At 67.2% G+C, this 17,455-nt stretch carries 17 protein-coding genes; 8 read left to right on the top strand and 9 right to left on the bottom strand.

Going from position 1 to position 17,455, the window contains the following annotated elements:
* Positions 1-2 precede the first annotated feature (2 nt).
* The 9 genes from gmk to ACZ5XO_RS06660 all read right to left on the bottom strand — a co-directional run bounded on the left by gmk (position 3) and on the right by ACZ5XO_RS06660 (position 9,325).
* Entirely contained in the window at positions 3-644 is a 642-nt protein-coding gene (gene gmk, locus ACZ5XO_RS06700; RefSeq protein WP_464164491.1) for a guanylate kinase, read from the bottom strand.
* Positions 634-1,518: a YicC/YloC family endoribonuclease gene (locus ACZ5XO_RS06695; RefSeq protein WP_464164490.1), complete on the bottom strand. Its 885-nt coding sequence runs from the start codon at positions 1,516-1,518 to the stop codon at positions 634-636. Before ACZ5XO_RS06695 ends, gmk begins: the two co-directional genes overlap by 11 nt.
* Positions 1,515-2,711: an endolytic transglycosylase MltG gene (gene mltG, locus ACZ5XO_RS06690; RefSeq protein WP_464164489.1), complete on the bottom strand. Its 1,197-nt coding sequence runs from the start codon at positions 2,709-2,711 to the stop codon at positions 1,515-1,517. Before mltG ends, ACZ5XO_RS06695 begins: the two co-directional genes overlap by 4 nt.
* 1 nt (position 2,712) lies before the next feature.
* Positions 2,713-3,993: a beta-ketoacyl-ACP synthase II gene (gene fabF, locus ACZ5XO_RS06685; RefSeq protein WP_464164488.1), complete on the bottom strand. Its 1,281-nt coding sequence runs from the start codon at positions 3,991-3,993 to the stop codon at positions 2,713-2,715.
* 117 nt (positions 3,994-4,110) lie between these two features.
* Positions 4,111-4,350: an acyl carrier protein gene (locus ACZ5XO_RS06680; protein WP_105564338.1), complete on the bottom strand. Its 240-nt coding sequence runs from the start codon at positions 4,348-4,350 to the stop codon at positions 4,111-4,113.
* 182 nt (positions 4,351-4,532) lie between these two features.
* A complete protein-coding gene (gene fabG, locus ACZ5XO_RS06675) occupies positions 4,533-5,273 on the bottom strand; it encodes a 3-oxoacyl-[acyl-carrier-protein] reductase (RefSeq protein WP_464164487.1) in 741 nt (246 codons plus the stop codon).
* 159 nt (positions 5,274-5,432) lie between these two features.
* Positions 5,433-6,377, bottom strand: coding sequence for an ACP S-malonyltransferase (fabD, locus tag ACZ5XO_RS06670; protein WP_464164486.1), 945 nt, complete (start codon positions 6,375-6,377; stop codon positions 5,433-5,435).
* A 125-nt stretch (positions 6,378-6,502) separates the two neighbouring features.
* Positions 6,503-7,933, bottom strand: coding sequence for a purple acid phosphatase family protein (locus tag ACZ5XO_RS06665; RefSeq protein ID WP_464164485.1), 1,431 nt, complete (start codon positions 7,931-7,933; stop codon positions 6,503-6,505).
* A 102-nt stretch (positions 7,934-8,035) separates the two neighbouring features.
* Positions 8,036-9,325: an Nramp family divalent metal transporter gene (locus ACZ5XO_RS06660; RefSeq protein ID WP_464164484.1), complete on the bottom strand. Its 1,290-nt coding sequence runs from the start codon at positions 9,323-9,325 to the stop codon at positions 8,036-8,038.
* A gap of 258 nt (positions 9,326-9,583) precedes the next feature.
* Here ACZ5XO_RS06660 and rpsF point away from each other — a divergent pair, with 258 nt between their 5' ends.
* The 8 genes from rpsF (at position 9,584) to alr (ending at position 17,452) form a co-directional block, all read left to right on the top strand.
* Positions 9,584-9,964: a 30S ribosomal protein S6 gene (rpsF, locus tag ACZ5XO_RS06655; protein ID WP_296176949.1), complete on the top strand. Its 381-nt coding sequence runs from the start codon at positions 9,584-9,586 to the stop codon at positions 9,962-9,964.
* An 11-nt stretch (positions 9,965-9,975) separates the two neighbouring features.
* The gene (gene rpsR / locus ACZ5XO_RS06650) at positions 9,976-10,254 is read left to right on the top strand and encodes a 30S ribosomal protein S18 (protein WP_105564333.1); all 279 of its coding nucleotides are present in this window, start codon (positions 9,976-9,978) and stop codon (positions 10,252-10,254) included.
* Position 10,255: 1 nt separating this feature from the next.
* Positions 10,256-10,840: a 50S ribosomal protein L9 gene (gene rplI / locus ACZ5XO_RS06645; protein WP_292082520.1), complete on the top strand. Its 585-nt coding sequence runs from the start codon at positions 10,256-10,258 to the stop codon at positions 10,838-10,840.
* A 368-nt stretch (positions 10,841-11,208) separates the two neighbouring features.
* Positions 11,209-13,650, top strand: a complete 2,442-nt coding sequence (locus tag ACZ5XO_RS06640; RefSeq protein WP_464164483.1) for a TonB-dependent receptor plug domain-containing protein — start codon at positions 11,209-11,211, stop codon at positions 13,648-13,650.
* Positions 13,647-14,300: a DOPA 4,5-dioxygenase family protein gene (locus ACZ5XO_RS06635; protein ID WP_464164482.1), complete on the top strand. Its 654-nt coding sequence runs from the start codon at positions 13,647-13,649 to the stop codon at positions 14,298-14,300. The genes ACZ5XO_RS06640 and ACZ5XO_RS06635 overlap by 4 nt, the downstream gene beginning before the upstream one ends.
* Positions 14,301-14,371: 71 nt before the next feature.
* Entirely contained in the window at positions 14,372-14,743 is a 372-nt protein-coding gene (locus tag ACZ5XO_RS06630; protein ID WP_464164481.1) for a hypothetical protein, read from the top strand.
* A gap of 123 nt (positions 14,744-14,866) precedes the next feature.
* A complete protein-coding gene (locus ACZ5XO_RS06625) occupies positions 14,867-16,363 on the top strand; it encodes a replicative DNA helicase (RefSeq protein WP_464164480.1) in 1,497 nt (498 codons plus the stop codon).
* Between the two features lie 51 nt (positions 16,364-16,414).
* On the top strand, positions 16,415-17,452 hold the full coding sequence (gene alr, locus ACZ5XO_RS06620; RefSeq protein WP_464164479.1) for an alanine racemase: 1,038 nt from the start codon (positions 16,415-16,417) through the stop codon (positions 17,450-17,452).
* The last annotated feature ends 3 nt before the right edge of the window (positions 17,453-17,455 follow it).

The raw sequence follows: 17,455 nt of genomic DNA, 5'->3' as shown, positions 1-17,455 counted from the left end.
CGTCAGACCACTTCCTTCAGCAGGGCGCTCTTGTAGGCGTCGACCCACAGGTTGCGGTGACGGCGGCTGCGCTCGGCGTGATAGATGTGGGCCAGCTCGGCGTAGGAGCGGTCAAAGTCCTCGTTGACCAGGACGTAGTCGAACTCGTCGCAGTGCTCGATCTCTCCCTTGGCGTTGGCCACGCGACGCTCGATCACGTCCTCGGCGTCCTGCGAACGGGTCACCAGACGGCGACGCAGTTCTTCCAGGCTGGGCGGCAGGACGAAGACGCGCGCGGCGTCGCCGGGGCATTTCTCGGCCACGTCGCGGGCGCCCTGCCAGTCGATGTCGAACAGGACGTCGCGGCCCTCGGCCAGGGCGCGGTCCACCGGCGCGCGCGGCGAGCCGTAACGGTTGCCGTGCACGTCGGCCCATTCCAGGAAGGCGTCGGCGTCGATCAGCCGCTGGAATTCCTCGTGCGTGACGAAGTGGTAGTCGCGGCCGTCGACCTCGCCCGGACGGATGCCGCGCGTGGTCATGGAGACCGACAGCTCCAGCCCCTTGTGGTCGGCCATCAGGCGACGGCACAGCGAGGTTTTCCCGGCCCCCGACGGACTGGCCACGATCAGCAGGACGCCACGGCGGGGGGTGCGGTTATTCGACATTCTGAACTTGTTCTCGAAGCTGCTCGATGACGGCCTTCAGTTCGAGGCCGATTCCGGTGAGCGGCGTGGTAGCGGATTTCGAGCAGAGCGTGTTTGCTTCGCGCATGAATTCCTGCATCAGGAAGTCGAGTTTTCGCCCGGCGGGGGGTTGCTGCAACAGTGTGCGGGCGGATGCGACGTGCGCGGTCAGGCGATCCAACTCCTCGCGCACGTCCGCCTTGGTCGCCAAGGCGGCGGCTTCGAGAAAGATTCGCTCGTCCAGACCCGGCGCGTCCGGCGCCAGTTCGCTGATCCGACGCGTGAAGCGTTCGCGGATCGCCTCCGTCTGGCTGGAGGCCTCCAGCTCAGCGCGCGCCACAAGGGCCTCGATGGTCCCGACGAAATCGTGGATGACCGGGGTCAGTTGCTCGCCTTCGCGCTGACGCGAGACTTTCAGAGCGTCCAGGGCCTGTTCGATGGTCACGGCGATGGCGGCCTCGACGGCGGCGTGGGCCTCCAGGTCCTCGACCTCCTCCGCCACCTCTATGACGCCGCGCAGCGACAGCAGACCGTCGGCCGACGGCGGCACCGCCCCCTCCTCCGCCAACTGGTTCGCCAGCTTCAGATAGGTCGCCAACACGGCCTCGTTGACGCGCGGCGCGGGCTCGCTGCCCTCGGCGCGCTTGGCCTGAACGCCCAGCGTCACCTGGCCTCGGTTCAGCCGTCCTTGCGCCGCCGCCTTCGTCAGACGTTCCAGGTTCTCGAACCCGCCGGGACCGCGATAGCGAACTTCCAGCGAGCGCCCGTTGACCGAACGCGCCTCGACCGTCCAGGTCCAGCCGTCCAGCGCGCCGTCGGCCCGGCCAAAGCCTGTCATGCCGGAGATCGCGCTCATTGCGGGGCCGCCGTGGGGACCGAGATGACCTTGGCGCCCGGCGGAATGACCACGGGCGCAGCCGCCGCCTCGCCCATCGGCGTCGGCGCGGCCCCGGGAACCGAAGCTGTCTGCCCCGGCGGCAGTCCCGCCTTGCGGCGCTCGATCTCGCGCCAGCGCGCCACGTTCAGCAGGTGCTCGGGATAGGTCCGGGCGAAGACGTGACCGCCGGTGCCGTCGGCGACGAAGAAGACGTATTCCGAACGCGGCGGGTTCAGCACCGCCTTCAGCGCCTCTTCGCCGGGGTTGGCGATGGGCGTCGGCGGCAGGCCATCGATCAGATAGGTGTTCCACGGCGTCTGGGCGCGCAATTCCGAGGCGCGGATGCCGCGTCCCAGCGGACGGCCCTTGGTCACGCCGTAGACGATGGTGGGATCGCTCTCCAGCCGCATCCCCAGCCGCAGACGGTTGGTGAAGACCGCCGCCACCTCGGGCCGTTCCGAGGCCAGGCCCGTCTCCTTCTCAACGATGGAGGCCAGCACCATGGCCTCCTCCGGCGTGGTGACGATGGTGTTGGGCGAGCGCGCGGCCCACAGGGCGTCCAGCTTGGTCTTGGCGGCGCGTTGCATCCGGGCGACGACCGAGGCGCGGGTTTCGCCGCGCGAAACCTCATAGGTGTCGGGCCACAGACTGCCCTCGGCGGGCACCTCGACCTCGCCGGTCAGGACCGACTGCTTCATCAGGATGTCGACCGCCTGGGCGCTGGACCAGCCTTCGGGCAGGGTCACGTAGTGGCGCACCGCCTTGCCGTCGACCAGCAGGCCAACCACGGTGGCCAGCGAGGCGCCCGACGGCACCTCATATTCGCCCGCGCGGATCTTGCGGTCGGCGCCGCTCAGGCTGACGGCCGCTCGGAACAGGTCAGTAGAACGGATCACGCCTGATGATTTCAAGGTTGCGGCTATGGCTGGAACCCCCGCGCCGGACGGCAGGGTGACGACGGTCGCGTCGCCCTCGACCGCCTTCGGCCCAGGCCCCCAATAGACCGCCCACAGAGCGATCAGGGCCGCGACCACGAACAGGCCCAACGTCCCGGCGGCGGTGATCAGGCCGACGCCGAGGCCGGACTTGGCGGCTCCGCCGCCTCGCTTCGGCACGCGGTTCTTGGGAATGCGAACCTTGGACGTGGAACGACGCGACGGAGCCTTGGCCAAATCAGTCGACCTTCTTGAAGATCACGGCCGCATTGGTGCCGCCGAAGCCGAAGCTGTTGGACATGGCGACATCGATCTTCATCGGCTTGCCCTTGTGCGGGACCAGGTCGATCGGCGTCTCCATCTCCGGGTCGTCCAGGTTGATGGTCGGCGGGGCGATCTGGTCGCGGATGGCCAGGACCGAGAAAATGCTCTCGATGGCGCCGGCGGCGCCCAGCAGGTGGCCCGTCATCGACTTGGTCGAGGAGACCGCGACGTCCTTGGCGTGATCGCCGACCAGACGCTCGATGGCCTTCAGCTCGATCCAGTCGGCCATGGTCGAGGTGCCATGGGCGTTGACGTAGTCCAGGTCCGAGGGCTGCAGGCCCGCACGCTTCAGCGCCGCCTTCATGGCCCGCAGACCGCCGTCGCCGTCCTCGGACGGGGCGGTGATGTGATAGGCGTCGCCGCTCATGCCATAGCCGACGACCTCGGCGTAGATCTTCGCGCCGCGCGCCTTGGCGTGTTCATACTCTTCCAGCACCATGACGCCGGCGCCCTCGCCCATGATGAAGCCCGCGTGGCCGCGGTCATAGGGTCGCGACGCCTTCTCGGGCGTGTCGTTGTAGGCGGTGCACAGAGCCTTGCAGGCCAGGAAGCCGGCGATGCCGATCGGCACGACCGAGCTTTCGGCGCCGCCCGCCACCATGACCTCGGCGTCGCCCAGGGCGATCATCCGGGCCGCATCGCCGATGGCGTGGGCGCCGGTGGCGCAGGCGGTGACCACCGAATGGTTCGGGCCCTTCAGGCCGTGACGGATCGAGATCTGGCCCGAGGCCAGGTTGATCAGGGCCGAGGGAATGAAGAAGGGGCTGACCCGCCGCACGCCCTGTTCCTTCAGGGTGATGGCCGTGTCGGCGATGGGGCCCAGGCCGCCGATGCCGGAGCCGACCATGACGCCGGTGGCTTCCTTGTCGTCCTCGGATTCGGGCTTCCAGTTCGCATCGGCCAGGGCCTCGTCGGCGGCGGCGATGGCGTAGAGGATGAAGTCATCGACGCGTTTGCGGTCCTTGGCCGACATCACCTGATCGGGATCAAAGACGCCCGGCTGGTCCGGCGCCCCGCGCCCGCGACCATCCACCGACGGCACTTCCCCGGCGATGGTGCAACCGTAACCCTCGGTGTCAAAGGCGGTGATCGGACCGATGCCCGAGCGCCCCTCGACGATGCCTTTCCAGACGTGTTCCACGCCCGTGCCGAGCGGAGTGACAAGGCCGAGGCCCGTGATGACGACGCGGCGCATGGTTCGCGCTCCTTGGACTGCAGAATCGTGACCGAAAACAATAATGGCCGCCGGACGGTCCCGCTAGGGTCCCGCCACGGCGGCCATCATTTGGAAGTGCGACGGATCGCAGCCGGATTAACCAGCCAGCTTCTCGTCGATGAACTTCACAGCGTCGCCGACGGTCTGGATGTGCTCAGCGGCGTCATCCGGGATCTCGACGTCGAATTCTTCTTCGAAGGCCATGACCAGCTCGACGTTGTCGAGCGAGTCGGCGCCCAGGTCGTCGATGAAGGAAGCCTTTTCCGTGACCTTGTCCGGATCGGCGTCCAGGTGGTCGATAACGATCTTGCGGACGCGTTCGAGGGTGTCGGACATGAGTGTCTCTCTGCCTGTTTGTTTGTCGCCGTGAAGGCGGGGTCTCAGTGTTCGCCGTGTCACGGCAGCCCCAAGGAAGCAAGCCCGAAGGGACTCACCGCCGCGAAGCGTTCCCGCCCTTTAGCACAGCCATCGGGGCGGGAAATAGATTGTTGCGCGTCGTGATCGTGACGCGCAACGCCTTAAATCATCGCCATGCCGCCGTTCACGTGCAGGGTCTGGCCCGTCACATAAGCGGCTTCGTCCGACGACAGATAGACGGCGGCGGCGGCGATTTCGTCGCCCGCGCCCAGACGCCCGGCTGGAATCTTCGACAGAATGGCCTCGCGCTGCTGGTCGTTCAGCACGTCGGTCATCGGCGAGGCGATGAAGCCCGGCGCGATGCAATTCACCGTGATCCCGCGCGAACCGACTTCCTGGGCCAGCGACTTGGAGAAGCCGATCATGCCGGCCTTGGACGCCGAATAGTTGGTCTGGCCGGGGTTGCCGGTCACGCCGACCACCGAGGTCACGCCGATGATGCGGCCCGAACGGCGCTTCATCATCCCCTTCACCGCGGCGCGGGTCAGGCGGAAATAGCTCTCGAGGTTGATCTGGATGACGGACTGGAAGTCCTCGTCCTTCATCCGCATCAACAGGCCGTCCTTGGTGATGCCGGCGTTGGCGACCAGGATGTCCAGCGGACCGCCGGCGGCTTCCTCGGCGCGGGCCACCAGACCGTCGACCGATTCCGGGTCCGACAGGTTGGCGGCGGCGAAGAAGGCGCGCTCGCCCAGTTCCTTGGCCAGATCCGCCAGCACCGCTTCACGCGTGCCCGACAGCACTACCGTCGCGCCCTGGGCGTGCAGCGAGCGCGCAATGGCCCCGCCGATGCCGCCAGTCGCGCCGGTCACCAAGGCGATCTTTCCCGAAAGGTTGAACATCTCTGTCTCCTCTTCCTTCTCCCCTTGCGGGAGAAGGTGGCCCGTCAGGGCCGGATGAGGGGTCGTGTCGACCCCTGCCGTGTTTTCAATACGAGAGGCCGTCGCGACCCCTCATCCGTCTGGCTGCGCCAGCCACCTTCTCCCGCAAGGGGAGAAGGATCATAGGCTTTTCGCGAACGCTTCAAGCTCTTCGGCCGTGTTCAGCGCCAGAGCCTCGGCGTCGGGGGCGATGCGTTTGGCCATGCCGGTCAGGACCTTGCCCGAGCCGACCTCGACGAAGCGGGTCACGCCGCCTTCACCCGCCATCCACTCCATGCTCTCGCGCCAGCGCACGCGGCCCGTCACCTGCTCGACCAGCAGGCGGCGGATGACCTCGGCGTCGGTTTCCGGGCGGGCGGTGACATTGGCGACGACGGCGACCGACGGCGCGATGATCTTGGCGTCGGCCAGAGCGGCGGCCATCTCATCGGCGGCGGGCTGCATCAGCGGGCAGTGGAAGGGCGCCGAGACGTTCAGCGGAATGGCGCGCGCGCCCAGTTCCTTGGCCTTTTCGATGGCCAGGTCCACGGCGGCCTTGTCGCCCGAGATGACGACATTGCCCTTGTTGTTGTCGTTGGCGACGACGCAGACGCCGACTTCCGAACCGGCTTTCGCGGCGGCTTCGGCCAGGGCCAGGTCGGTCTTGGGCCCGATCAGCGAAGCCATCGCGCCCTTGCCCACCGGCACGGCGCGCTGCATGGCCTGACCGCGCAGCTTCAGCAGACGAGCCGTGTCCGACAGGCTGATCGCCCCGACTGCCGCCAGGGCCGAGTATTCGCCCAGGGAGTGACCGGCGACGAAGGCGGCGCGCGCCACGTCGACGCCGAACTCGACCTTCAGCACCCGCGCCGTGGCGACCGACACGGCCATCAGGGCCGGCTGGGCGTTCTCGGTCAGGGTCAGCTGATCTTCCGGCCCTTCGCGCATCAGGTCGAACAGCTTCTGGTTCAGGGCGTCGTCCACCTCGGCGAAGACCTCGCGCGCGCTGGCGAAGGCGTCCGACAAGGCGACGCCCATGCCCACCGACTGGCTGCCCTGACCGGGAAAGAGAAGCGCGAGGCTCATCCGGGATCGTCCGTCATCCGTTGAATCAAGCCGCGAGGGGTAGGCGAATCCCTCCCCTACGGCAAGAACCCCAGCGCTTTCACACCCCGCTCATCCTGCGGAATTTGGCAGGACGAGTCCCCACCTCAGTCCTTGATCTCGGCCGTGCAGGGGCGGTCGTCCGGCCCGACCGCGCCGTCGCAACGACGCAGGGCCAGCAGGGTGTCCTGCGTCTCGACCAGCCGCTTCGTCCCATCGGCCTGCCGCTCCAGCGTGAAGGCGTCATACAGGCCGCCCGTCGCCGTGAAGGCGCGGAACGACAAACGATCCGCCTCGACGTCGATCAGTTGATACAGTTCGGTGTTCTCGGCCGCGCGCACCGGCTGCGTGTCCGCCCTGTCGTTCAGGCCATACATCTTGGAGCCCGTGACGGAGACGACATAGACCGGCCCCTGGGGACGGCCCGCCGCGCTGTCGGCGCGCGAGGCCTCGGCCCCGGCGGGGTTGGAGACGCGGCCGTAGCAATGGTCATGCCCCTGCAGCACCAGATCGATATTGCGTGCGTCGAAGATTGGTTTCCACGCGGCCTTCAGCTCTTCGGTGTCTTCAGGCCGGGCGCAGGTGTAGATGGGCTGGTGGAACAAGGCGACGTTCCAGCGCGCCGGGCTGCTGGCCAGCGTTGCGTCCAGCCAGCGCGTCTGAGCCTCCAGTCCGCCCAGGTCCAGCGCCGCCGTGCCGTCCAGAACGATGAAGCGCACGCCCTGATAATCGACGAAGTAGCTGGTCGCCTTGACGCCCTCGGCGCCGTTGTCCGGCAAGGCGAACTGCAACGCCCAGTGCGGGCCCAGCACGCGCGATTCCTCGCCGCCGGGCAGGATATGGTCGACGTATTCATGGTTGCCGGTGGCCGGAAGCTGCGGCGTCATGGCGAAGGCGCGGCCGCCGGCCTCGGTCCATTCACCCCACTCGTCGTCGTGGACCTTGACCTCGCGCTGGGCCACCAGATCGCCGGCATGGACGACCAGCGCCGCCGGTCCGGCCTCCTTGAAGGCCGAGCGGATCACGCGTGAACCGATCTCCAGAATGTCGTTCTGGGTGTCGCCCAGATAGATGAAGCGGAAGGGGGCGAACTCCGCCTTGGCCGTGCGGAACGGCAGCCACTCGCTCCAGCCGTCGGCGGCGCGCACGCGATATACATAGCGCGTGTCCGGCTTCAGCCCGTCAAAGCGAACCTGATGATAGAGGGCCTGACCGTTCTCGTTCTGGATCGGTCCCGTGGTCCCGGTCACCGTGCGGGCGGTAAAGCCCAGCAGAGGCCCATCGATCTCCTCGGCGATCTGGGCCTCGGCGGCGGTCTGACGAGTATCGGTGCGCCAGGCTACGCCTGCGCCGCGCGCGGCGTCGGCGGCCGGGCTCAGCACGATGCGGTCGGCCCAGCCCTTGGCCGCCCAGCGCCCGTTCGGCGCGTGCAGCGGCGCCGGCATCGGATCGGGGTCCGGCGGGGCGACGATCTGGGCCATCGACGGCGCGGCGGCCAGCAGAACAGACGCGGCCAGACAAGCGACAGACAGCTTCATGACGATGTTTCCCCGAACCTCACGTGATCGAGGGCGAGGCCTAACGGCCCAATGCGACGGTTCGCCGGGGCTTTTGTGAAACTCCTGCGAGGAATAGGCCGACTACGACGGGATCAGGCCCAGCAGTTCCTTGCCCGCCAGCACGGCGAACAGCAGGGCCGCCGCCCCCAGCAACAGGTTGGAAATCCAGCCGCTGCGCCATGCCTGCGGCGTCCGGGCGCTGTTCAGCAACCACAGCAACGTCCCCGCTAGGAAGGGCATGAACAGGCTGCCCAACACCCCATATGCGACAATCAGCCCGAACGGCCGGTCCATGAACAGCAGCACCATCGGCGGAAAGGTCAGCCACAGGGCGTAGGCGCGGAACGCCTGACTCTTGTCGCCCCGCGCCTTCGGATCGTCCGAGCGGCCGCGCACATGGGCGGTGAAGTCGGCGAACATCAGGCTGACGCCCTGCCAGACGCCCAGAAGGCTGGAAAAGCTGGTGGCCCAGAAACCGACGAGAAACAGAATAGAGATCGGACGCCCGAACCGCTCCTTCAGCACCTGATCCAGATCCAGCAGCCCCCGGTCGCCGCCTTGCAGGGCTATGCCCGCCGCGTGCAGCAGCTCGGCCCCGACGATCAGCATGGCCACGACGAAGACGCCGGTGACCAGATAGGCGACCCGGTTGTCCAGCCGCATCACCGCCATCCAACCCGCCCCCTTCCAGCCCTTGGCGTTCAGCCAGTAGCCATAGGCCGCCATGGTGATGGTGCCGCCCACCCCGCCGATCAGGCCCAGGGTGTAGAAGGTCGCCCCCTGCGGCAGGCTGGGCCACAGGCCGGTCAGCAGCTGCGGCAGATTGGGCGTGACGATCACGGCCAGGCCGACCACGGTGACAAACATCACCCCGACGCAGGCCGTCATTACCTTCTCGAACAGGCCGTAGCCGCCAAACCAGACGAAGGTCAGTCCCGCGATCCCGCTCAGCATGCCCCAGGCCTTGAGGTCCAGCACCGGGAACAACGCCGCCAGAGGCAGGGCCGTCGCCGTCATCGCGGCCGCCCCGTACACAAAGCCCCAGATGACCACATAGAGGCCGAAATAAAGCCCGGCCCAGTTCAGCCGACCGCCGATGGCGCCGGGCAGCAACCCCCGCCCCAGGCTGGACCAGCCGTCGAAGATCGTGCGCTCGCTGGCCAGGGTCCAGCGCCCGACGGCCTCGGCCAGGGCTATCTTCAGCACCGTGCCGATGATAGCCGCCCACAACAGGGCGTAGCCGAAGCGCGACCCGGCGATCAGGGTCGCCACCAGATCCCCCGCCCCCACGCCCGTCGCCGCGACCACGATGCCCGGTCCGATCAGGGACCAGCGCCTTTTCAGGAGGGCGTTCGGCTCGGACGAGGTCATGCGGCGTCTCCGGTCAGGCGAAAACCATCCGCTGTTTCGGCCGCGTTTGGCAACGTCGGTCGCCCAACCTCGGCCTGCTCCGGCTCCATCCTTGCTCTGGCAGGCTTTTTCGCCTATACGCGCCGCCTTTCCAGGGCTTCGGTCCTGTTGCGGAACGCCAAAGGGTTCGGGAAGTCATCCCGGCCGCCGCTTCAGGAGCCATCGTGGACAGGACTACCCGGTCCCTTTCACGCCGACGCCCACAAGGGAGACTACCGCATGGCTCTTTACGAGCACACGGTCATGACGCGCCAGGATATCTCGGCGCAACAGGCCGAAGCGCTGAACGACACCATCAAGGCTCTGATCGAAGAAGGCGGCGGCAGCGTCGCCAAGATCGAGTACTGGGGTCTGCGCAACCTGACCTACCGGGTCAAGAAGAACCGCAAGGCTCACTATTCCCTGCTCGCCATCGACGCCCCGGCCGCCGCCGTGGCCGAAGTCGAGCGTCAGCTGTCGCTGAACGAAGACGTCCTGCGTTGGCTGACCGTCCGCGTCGAGGAACTCGACCTGGAACTGTCGCCCCTGCTGGCTCGTCGTGAACGCGAGCGTGACCGCGATCGCGGCCCGCGCGCCGACGAAGCTGCGGCCTCGGAATAAGGAACCGGATCATGACCGACACCACCGCTCCCATCCCGGGCGCCCCGGCCGGCTCCGGCTCGGCCGGCCGTCGTCCCTTCTACCGTCGCCGCAAGGTCTGCCCGTTCTCGGGCGCCAATGCGCCGAAGATCGACTACAAGGACGTGAAGCTGCTGCAGCGTTACGTCTCCGAACGCGGCAAGATCGTGCCCTCGCGCATCACCGCCGTTTCCGCCAAGAAGCAACGCGAACTGGCCAAGGCCATCAAGCGCGCTCGCTACCTGGCCCTCCTGCCGTACGTGGTGAAGTAAGATGAAGGTCGTTCTGCTGGAACGCGTCGAGAACCTCGGCGCCATCGGCGACGTCGTCACCGTCAAGGACGGCTTCGCTCGTAACTACCTGCTGCCGCGCGACAAGGCTCGCCGCGCGACCTCGGCCAACCTGAAAGCGTTCGAACTTGATCGCGCGGCTATCGAAGCCCGCAACGAGAAGAACAAGGCCGAAGCTCAGAAGGTCGCCGACAAGATCGACGGCCAGACCTACGTCATGATCCGTCAGGCCGGTGAAACCGGTCACCTGTACGGTTCGGTCGCCGGTCGCGACGTGGCTGAAGTCATTCAGTCCGAAGGCGGCAAGGTCGAGCGTTCGCAGGTCGTGCTGAACGTCGCGATCAAGGCCCTGGGCGTCCACGAAGTGCCGGTTCGCCTGCACCCCGAGGTCCGCGCCACGGTCAAGATCAACATCGCGCGTTCGGCCGAAGAAGCCGAGCGTCAAGCCAAGGGCGAGGATGTCATCCGCGCCCAGTTCGACGACGAGCGTAACGCCGCCGAACAAGCCGCCCAGGAACTGATCGAAGGCGGCGCCGGTCAACAGGAAGGCTTCGGCGACGAAGCCTGATCTGTCGACTGACGGTATCGATCAAGGGGCGCGTCCTTCGGGACGCGCCCCTTTTTCTTGATCGGTCAATTTAGCTTTTCTAATTATCGCGTCACATATTCTCGATATTCCGCGCCGTTTTCGCACCGCAATATCGCCACAGCTCATCCTCTCCCGATGGGCGGGAGATGACGATGCGAATGCGCTTCTACGCCGACATTCATCGCCCGGTCGCTCGGCCGGCGCGATGTCCAGCCCGCCGCTGACCCTACCAAGGTCGGTCCGCCGCCGGCCTTGACGACCACCGTTACTGACGCACTGTTCCATCGTCGCTGCTCAACGGCGCGGCGCGATTCCTTGCGTCCAATCAGAAAAGCAGACCTCTCGAGATGACCCGTACCTCCACTCGCTCCGCCCTCTTCCTGGCCTCTTCCGGCGCCGCCCTGCTGATCGCCGGCGCCGCCACCGCCCAGGACGTTTCCTCCGAACCCACAGCCGTCGACGACATCGTCGTGACCGGCACGCGCGTGGCCAACCGATCGCGCCTCGACACGGTCGCGCCTGTAGACGTCGTCACCGCCGAAACCCTTGAACAACGCGGCACGACCGAACTGGCGGCCCAGCTCGCGGCCTCTGTGCCCGCCCTGAACTTCCCGCGCCCCTCGGCGACGGACGGCACCGACTCCATCCGCCCCGCCACCCTGCGTGGTCAGGGCCCTGATCAGACCCTGGTCCTGGTGAACGGCGTGCGTCGCCACCAGACAGCCCTGGTCAATCTGAACGGCTCGGTCGGTCGCGGCTCGTCCGCCGTGGACCTGAACGCCATCCCCTCCTCGGCGGTCGAGCGCATCGAAGTCCTGCGCGACGGCGCCGCGGCCCAGTACGGCTCCGACGCCATCGCCGGCGTGCTGAACCTGCGCCTGCGCGAAGCGCGCGAAGGCGGCGGCGCGACCTTCACCTACGGCCAATACGTCACTGACTATACGGGGTTCTATGGCCGCAAGGACGACATCCGCGACGGCGACACCCTGACGGTTTCGGGCTGGCAGGGCTTCGCCCTGGGCGACGAAGGCTTCCTGACCGCCTCGGTCGAATACCGGGATCGCGACCGTACCAACCGTTCGGACATCAACCCCACCCTGGGCCGCATCACCGGCGGACAGGGCGACGCCCAGGCCGAGGACCTGTCGGTCTATCTGAACGCAGGCGTGCCTCTGGCGGGCGACTGGGAGGCCTATGGCTGGGCCGGCTATCAGAAGCGTGACGCCTCGGCCGCCGCCTTCTATCGCACCCCGACCGACGCCACCCAGAACCCTGACTACGGCTCGGGCCGCAAGTACCCGGACGGCTACCTGCCCTTCATCCTGACCGATACGACCGACTGGACGGCCGCCGGCGGCGTTCGTGGCTCGCTGGGCGAATGGGGCATCGACATCAACCTTGGCTATGGCTCGAACAAGATCGAGTTCGGGGCCGAGAACACCATGAACCCGACCTATGGGATTGATGGACCGACCAAGTTCGACGCCGGTTCGCTGCAGTACGACCAACTCGTCTTCGGCGTCGACGCCAGCCGAGAATACGACCTGGGCTGGGCCGGCCCGCTGAACGTCGCCGTCGGCCTCGAGGCTCGCCAGGAGAACTACAAGATCGGCGCAGGCGAAGCAGCGTCCTATGCGCGCGGCCCGGTCCTGACGGCAGGCGGCGCCACCCTCGCCTTCGGTTCGCGCGGCTTCACCGGTTTCACCCCCAGCAATGAGGTGGACGAAGACCGCAACAATGTCGGCGTCTATCTGGACCTGGAAGGTGAAGTGGTTGATGGCCTGACCCTGTCAGGCGCCGTTCGCTACGAAAACTACTCGGACTTCGGCGACAACGTCTCGGGCAAGTTCGCGGCCCGCTATGACTTCAACCCGCACTTCGCCGTGCGCGGCGCGGTCTCCACCGGTTTCCGGGCGCCGAGCCTGCAACAGCAATACTACACCCAGACCTCGATCCTCTACATCGACAATGTTCCCTATGAGACCGGCACCTACCCCTCGATCAGCGAAGTGGGTCTGGCGCTGGGCGGCACGCCGCTGGACGCCGAGGAATCGGTCAACTACTCGCTGGGCTTCGTCGCTCGGAACGGCCCGTTCGAGTTCACGGCCGACGCCTATCGCATCGACATCAAGGACCGCATCATCCTGTCGGAAACCCTGACGGGCAGCGCCACCGCCGCCGTGGGCACCAACGCCCGCACCATCTTCGACCTGCTGGCGCCCTATGGCGCATCGGCCGCGCGCTTCTTCATCAACGGCGTGGACACCGAAACCACCGGCCTGGACGTCGTCGCCCGTTATCGCGCAGAAACCGCCGCCGGCCATCGCCTCGACTTCACCCTGGCGGGCAATGTGAACGACTTCAAGGTCACCAAGACCCCGGTGACCGAGAGCGGCGTCCTGCCGACCCCTACCAGCCTGTTCGGGCGTCAGGCCGTGGCGCGCTTCGAGGAAGGCACGCCCCCGTGGAAGGTCGTGTTCCAGACCGACTGGGAAGCCGAACGTCTGGGTGGCACGGTTCGTCTGACGGGCTATGGCGATGTTCTGGCGGCCGGCGCGTCTGAAGCCACCGACCTGCAACTGGGCGACGCCCTGGTGGCCGATTTTGAAGCCCGCTACCGCTTCACTGACAACGTCACCCTGGCTGTCGGCGCTGACAACATTCTGGATCAGTATCCGCGTCAGAGCCTGCGCGCCAACAACACGACCGGCGCCTTCCCCTTCTCCAACTTCTCGCCCTACGGTTTCAACGGCCGCTTCGTCTATGGCCGCCTGGCGCTGAAGTGGTGATCAGGGAAACAGCATCGAGAGCAGACGCCGGAGAGGAGGTTCTTCCTTCTTCCTCGCGCCGGAGTCTGCTGCTCGGGGGCGGCGCGGCGGCTGCGGCGGCGACGACCGCAGCCGCCTCGTCCCGCCCGGCCAAGGCGGCGGTTCAGGTGGGCGACGAAAGCACGCTGAGCCCATGGGGGCCAAGCCCCAAGGGACCGCCCGAGCCGCTGCCGCACGGTGTCCAACTGCCCGCCTCGCCGCGGACCTATACCGAGATCACCAGCTACCACGCCCACATCTATTTCAACGAGGACACGGCCTATCGCGCGGCGCAGCTGCGCGACTGGGTCGTCCATCGCTTCAAGGTCGAACTGGGCGAATGGAACGAAGGACCGCGCGGCCCTCACACCACGCCGTCCTTCTATTTCGGCTTCGCGAATGATCAGGTCCCGACCGTCATTCCCTGGCTGATGCTCAACCACCTGGGACTGAAGATCCTGATCCACCCGAACACCGACGACCCCTACGCCGACCACCTGATCAACGCCTTGTGGATCGGCGAGACCCAACCTGTGAACGCCTACCGCATGCCGCGCTCAGCCACGGCGGCGGGCGGCGATATCGAACGCATCTACCCCAACACCTTGCCTACGGTCGCGTTGGAGACCTGACCGCGTTCATCAGCCATCGTTCCGCCACGAAGACCCGGTCAAGCTGGGCCGTTCAAATCGGAGGGGTCGCATTGAAGAACGCCGTGCTCATCATCGCCGCCGTCGCCAGCCTGTGGGCGACCGGCGCCAGCGCCATGACGGTTCAGGAGTTTCTGACCTCGGCCAACCGCATCCCGCGCAACCCGACCGCCCTGCTGCGATCGGACACACGCCGCCTGATGGACGAGGTAAAGAGCGCCTTCAAGACGGTGGGCGACGAGCAGAAGGCGGCTCAGGCGGCGGGCCGGCGCTCCGCCACATGCGTTCCGCAGGGGGAACGGATCGGTCTGTCGCCCGACATGATCCTGGCTCGCTTCAACGCCATCCCGACAGCGCGACGCAACATCAGCGTCACACAGGCGGTGCGCGAGTGGATGGCCGAGCGCTACCCCTGCCCCGGCTGATCGCGCCAGGCATCACTGATCTCACAGGGGTTTTCGGGACCGTCCACAGACGCTCATTGATGGTCCACGACCAAGGCGGCGCCCGCGTCTGACGCAGGCCTCGCTTAGGTCTATGCAGCTCTGATGAACGCCTTTGCTCCCATGCCCTACGGAAACGCCGATCAGGTCTCCGTCTCGTCCATGCCCCACAACCTGGAGGCGGAGCAGGCGCTGCTGGGCTCGCTGATGTTCGACAACGCCGTGTTCGAGCGGCTGAGCGACCGCCTGCGCGGCACGCACATGTACGAACCCTTCCATCAGCGGCTGTTCGAGGCGATCGAGGACCACATCCGTCAGGGCCTGCTGGCCGAGCCGACCATCCTGATGGAGCGCTTCAAGCAGGACCCGGCCTTCCACGAGTTCGGCGGCCTGCGCTACCTGGCCGATCTGGTGGACCGCGCCCCCCCGGCGGCCAACGCCCCCGACTACGCCCGCGTCATCTACGACCTGGCCCTGCGCCGCGATCTGATCCGCATCGGCGGCGAGATGATCAAGGAGGCGCCCAATCCGGACACCCCCGCCGACGAACAGATCGAACAGGCCGAACAGACCCTCTATTCCCTGGCCGAGACGGGCAAGCCGTCGTCGGGCTTTGTCAGCTTCTCCCACGCCCTGGCCGGCGCCGTCGAAATGGCGGGCGAGGCCTATCAGCGCGAGGGCAAGCTGGCCGGTCTGGCCACCGGCCTGGTCGACCTGGACCGCAAGTTGGGCGGCCTGCACCCGTCCGACCTTCTGATCCTCGCCGGCCGTCCGTCCATGGGTAAGACGGCGCTCGCCACCAACATGGCTTTCAACGTGGCCCGCGCCTATCAGTGGGAGCCGACGCCCGAGGGCCGCAAGACGGTCAACGGCGGCGTCGTGGCCTTCTACTCGCTGGAAATGAGCGCCGAGCAGCTGGCCATGCGTATCTTGGCCGACGCGTCCGGCGTGTCATCGGACAAGCTGCGCAAGGGCGAGATCGACGCCTCCGACTTCGGCAAGCTGCGCGACGCGGCGGTCGAGATCGGCGAAAGCCCCCTCTATATCGACGCCACCGGCGGCATCTCCATCTCCAAGCTGGCGGCGCGCGCGCGACGCCTGAAGCGGATGGAGCACGGCCTGGACCTGATCATCGTCGACTACCTGCAGCTGGTCACCGTGGGCGAAGGCGGCGGCCAGAAGAACCGCGTGCAGGAAGTGTCCGAGATCACCGGCGGGCTCAAGGCCCTGGCCAAGGAGCTGAACGTCCCGATCATCGCTCTGTCGCAGCTGTCGCGTCAGGTCGAGCAGCGCGACGACAAGCGGCCCCAGCTGTCGGACCTGCGTGAATCCGGCTCGATCGAGCAGGACGCCGACTGCGTCATGTTCGTCTATCGCGAAAGCTACTACCTGGGCCGCGCCGAACCGCGCGAGGGCACCGAAGAGCACCTGCAATGGCAGCAGGACATGGACCGCCTGCAAGGTCAGGCCGAGGTCGTCATCGGCAAGCAGCGCCACGGCCCCATCGGCATCGTCAAGCTGGCCTTTGACGCAGACACCGTCCGCTTCGGCAACCTGGCCCACGACGACCGCTACGGCGCCTATGCGGATATTCCCGAGTAATTCGCCCCAAGGGTCGTGGCGCCGCACAAATCTTGCGGCATAAGGGCTTTCATGTCCCTCCCCGCCTCCCTCACTGTCGATCTCGGCGCCCTTGCGCGCAATTTCCACACCCTGCAGGACCTGACCGGCGTGCCGGTCAATCCGGTCGTCAAGGCCGACGGCTACGGCCTGGGCGCCGCCGCCGTGGCCAGGCGGCTGATGGCCGAGGGGGCGCGGACCTTCTTCGTGGCGCGGGCGGCCGAAGGCGTGGCCCTTCGCGACGCCATCGGGCCTGAGCCGGTCATCTATGTGCTGGACGGCTGCCACGGTTCGTCGGCGGGGATCATCAAGGCGGCCAACCTGCGCCCCGTGCTGAACCAGCCCGGCCAGATCGAGGTCTGGATGGCGGCGGGCGGCGGCGCCTGCGGCCTGCAACTGGACACCGGCATGAACCGCCTCGGCTTCCGCGCCGAGGACGCGCCTGAACCGTTTGCGGGGCTGGAGCTGGTGATGACCCACCTGGCCTGCGCCGACGAGCCGTCCAACCCGCTGAACCGCGCCCAGCGCGACGCCTATGCGGCGGCGGTCGCCCGCTACCCGGGCGTGACGCGCTCCTTCGCCAATTCGGGCGGCTGTTTCCTAGGCCCCGACTTCGCCTTTGACGTCGTGCGCCCCGGCATCTGCCTCTACGGCGGCGGCCCCGAAGGCAAGCCGGACAGCCGCATCGCCCCGGTGGCCACCCTGAACGCCCAGATCATGCAGGTGCGCGACGTGCCGGCGGGCGAGACGGTCGGCTATTCGCAAGGCTATCGCGCCGAGACGACGATCCGGGTGGCGACCTGCGGGACCGGGTACGCCGACGGCGTCATGCGCAGCAACAGCCCGCGCGGTCAGGTCTGGGTGGCGGGCGAGCTTCGCCCCATCATCGGCCGGGTGTCGATGGACGTGCTGGCGGTGGACGTCACCGGCCTGGACGTGGCGGCCGGCGACACGGTCGAAATCTTCGGCGCCAATCGTCTGGTGGACGACGCGGCGACGGCGGCGGGAACCATCAGCTACGAGATGCTGACCTCGATCACGCCGCGCGTGCCGCGCCTCTATGTCGGCTAGGGC

It is taken from the genome of Brevundimonas sp. T2-11, from assembly GCF_055397675.1.
Note: the sequence above shows the minus strand (reverse complement) of the source record. Positions and strands in the feature narration are given on the sequence as shown.